The sequence below is a fragment of the Methylibium sp. T29 genome (assembly GCF_000576205.1).
Taxonomy (GTDB): Bacteria; Pseudomonadota; Gammaproteobacteria; order Burkholderiales; family Burkholderiaceae_C; genus Methylibium; species Methylibium petroleiphilum.
Genome location: NZ_AZND01000593.1, coordinates 1 through 633 on the forward strand (window position 1 = coordinate 1; position 633 = coordinate 633).

Below are 633 nucleotides of genomic sequence, written 5' to 3' on the forward strand. Positions count from 1 at the left end.
CACCAGGTCGCCGGCCTGCCAGTCCGGGCTCGGCGCCGCGCCGGCCGGGGCCTCGAGCTCCAGGTGAAAGCAGGGGGCCGCCGGCGCTGCCGGGGTTGAGCAACCGGCGATGCGCCAGCCGCCACGGCTCGAATACCGCCGCGAGCTGCCAGTCCGGCAGATCGCTGGTGCCCGCCAGGCGCGCCACCTGGTGCTGCCACTGCTGCAGCGCCAGGGCATCGCCCCCGTCGACGTCGATGCGCTCGAACATCGCCTGCGCTCCCTGCCGGCGCAACCAGGTGTCGAGCGCGCGGCCGAAACCGCAGTAGTGCTGATACTCGCGATCGCCGAGCGCCAGCACGGCGCAGTGCAGGCCCTCGAGCGCGAGGAGCGTCTCGGCGGCCTGGGCCATCACGCGGCGCACGAACGGCGCCGCCGCATCGGGTGGATCGCCTTCGCCGTAGGTGCTGACGATGAACAGGGCCCGTTCCGCCGCCGCCAGATCACCGGCCTGCAACTCCGCCAGACTCGCGATGCGCGCCGGCACGCCGGCCGTGTGCAGCGCCTGCGCGGTCTGCCAGGCGATCTGTTCGGCGTTGCCGGTCTGGCTGGCGTGCGCCACCAGCACCGGTTGCGCGCCCTCCGCGGCCGGCG

General features: G+C 74.6%; 1 protein-coding gene. It reads right to left on the reverse strand.

The window, feature by feature from the left end; all coding sequences use genetic code 11:
• A partial coding sequence (locus x551_RS23015; RefSeq protein ID WP_253950476.1) for a flavodoxin domain-containing protein occupies positions 1–633 on the reverse strand: 633 nt, incomplete at both ends.